Source organism: Paraburkholderia sp. (assembly GCF_036488505.1).
GTDB lineage: Bacteria > Pseudomonadota > Gammaproteobacteria > Burkholderiales > Burkholderiaceae > Paraburkholderia.
On the sequence record NZ_DASXHN010000028.1, the window covers coordinates 1 to 1,828 of the forward strand.

Annotated in this window: 4 protein-coding genes; all 4 read right to left on the bottom strand. The window is 60.9% G+C overall.

The window, feature by feature from the left end; all coding sequences use genetic code 11:
• Nucleotides 1-28: 28 nt before the first annotated feature.
• Nucleotides 29-238, bottom strand: a complete 210-nt coding sequence (locus tag VGH68_RS01680; RefSeq protein ID WP_310813178.1) for a DUF2970 domain-containing protein — start codon at nt 236-238, stop codon at nt 29-31.
• Between the two features lie 35 nt (nt 239-273).
• Nucleotides 274-900 carry a cytochrome c oxidase assembly protein gene (locus tag VGH68_RS01685; protein ID WP_310813179.1) on the bottom strand — a complete coding sequence of 209 codons (627 nt, stop codon included), beginning with the start codon at nt 898-900 and terminating at the stop codon, nt 274-276.
• Between the two features lie 49 nt (nt 901-949).
• Complete coding sequence (locus tag VGH68_RS01690) at nt 950-1,084, bottom strand: cytochrome oxidase small assembly protein (RefSeq protein WP_093643753.1); 135 nt, start codon at nt 1,082-1,084, stop codon at nt 950-952.
• A 117-nt stretch (nt 1,085-1,201) separates the two neighbouring features.
• The coding region (locus tag VGH68_RS01695; RefSeq protein ID WP_331601770.1) for a cbb3-type cytochrome c oxidase subunit I at nt 1,202-1,828 on the bottom strand (627 nt) is incomplete at its 5' end.

The following is a 1,828-nucleotide window of genomic DNA, read 5'->3' on the forward strand; positions in this document are numbered from 1 at the left end:
GCCCGATTCTACGTGTGCGCCTGGCGCTTCACCCTACTACGGCCCGTACGATCAGAATCAGCACCACGATAAAAATTGCCGCGCAGATCAACGCTGCCGCGATCACGTGCAGCGGGTTCAACTGCGTGGCGTCCGCCTCCAGATCGCGACGCTTGCGCACGCCGAAAAACGACCAGAACACCGCGCGCATCGACTGACCAAAACTGCTCTTGCGCGGGCTGCCGCCGTTGTCGCTCATCTTGTTTCTTCTTCCTTCGCTTGCGGCGCGAGCCATCAGGCGGGATTGGCGGCGGTGGCTGGCGCGCCTGTCGCCGTGTTGGCCGTGGGCGCCGCGCTGCCGGCCGTCGCCGCTGACGGCGTATTCAATTCGAAGAACGTGTACGACAACGTGATCGTTTTCACGTCCTTCGGCAACTTCGGATCGACCACGAACACCACCGGCATGCGCTTCGTCTGATTCGCCGTCAAAGTTTGCTGCGTAAAGCAAAAACACTCGATCTTCTTGAAGTACTCAGTGGCCTGCTTCGGTGCGTAGCTCGGAATGGCTTGCGCCTGAATCGTGCGCGCCTGTTCGTTGCTCACCTCGTACATCACCGTCGTCACTTCGCCCGGATGCACGTCGAGGCTGCGCTGCTCCGGCTTGAAACCCAACGGGCCGCGCGCATTCGCATCGAATTCGATCGAAATCGTGCGGCTCATGTCGACCTGCGTATTCTTCGCCTCGCGCACCGTCGCATCACGCTGCACGAGGTTGTTGATGCCGGTAATCTGGCAGATTGCGCGGTACATCGGCACCAGCGCGAAACCGAAACCGAACATCATCAACGCGACGATGAACAGCTTGATCAGCATCGAACGGTTAAAAGAGCGGTCGGCTTGAGCCGGCGGTTGCGTCGACATCTCAATCCTCAACAATCCTGCACACAGACTCGAACACCCGCGTACCGCGTCAGGGGAACCACTTCTGATGAATGATGACGCTCGCAAAAAAAGCCGCGGCGATGACAAACATCACGATACCGATCCGCCGGTTGCCCGCGCGAACCTGCTCGGGCGTACGTCTTTCTTGAGGATTGCGCGTCATGCTCGACTTTCTGAATACTTTCGTCACTACAGGGTGCCACCACTGCTCGCATGGCTGCCCGGTTCTGACGGCGACTGACACCACGCCGCCAGAACCGGCAAGCTCGCTGAACGCCGATTACTCGACGGTCGGCGGGTTTTCGAACGTGTGGAACGGAGCCGGGCTCGGCACGGTCCATTCGAGGCCCGTTGCGCCGTCCCACGGCTTGTCGCCCGCTTTCTCGTGCTCGCCACCGCCACGGTAGGCCGGCAGTGCAACTGCGAACAGGAAGTACACCTGCGCCAGACCGAAGCCGAACGCGCCGATCGAGATGACCTGGTTCCAGTCGGTGAACTGTGCCGGGTAGTCGGCGTAACGACGCGGCATACCTGCGAGACCGACGAAGTGCATCGGCAGGAACGCGAGGTTGAAGAAGAACATCGACGCCCAGAAGTGGATCTTGCCGCGCGTCTCGTTGTACATCCAGCCGGTCCACTTCGGCGCCCAGTAATACCAGCCCGAGAACAGCGCGAACAGCGAGCCCGCCACCAGCACGTAGTGGAAGTGCGCCACCACGAAGTAAGTGCCGTGATACTGGATGTCGAGCGGCGCCATGGCGAGCATCAGGCCCGACAGACCGCCGAACGTGAACACCAGCAGAAAGCCGACTGCGAACAGCATCGGCGTTTCGAAGGAGAGCGAACCGCGCCACATCGTCGCGACCCAGTTGAACACCTTCACGCCGGTCGGCACAGCGATCAGCAT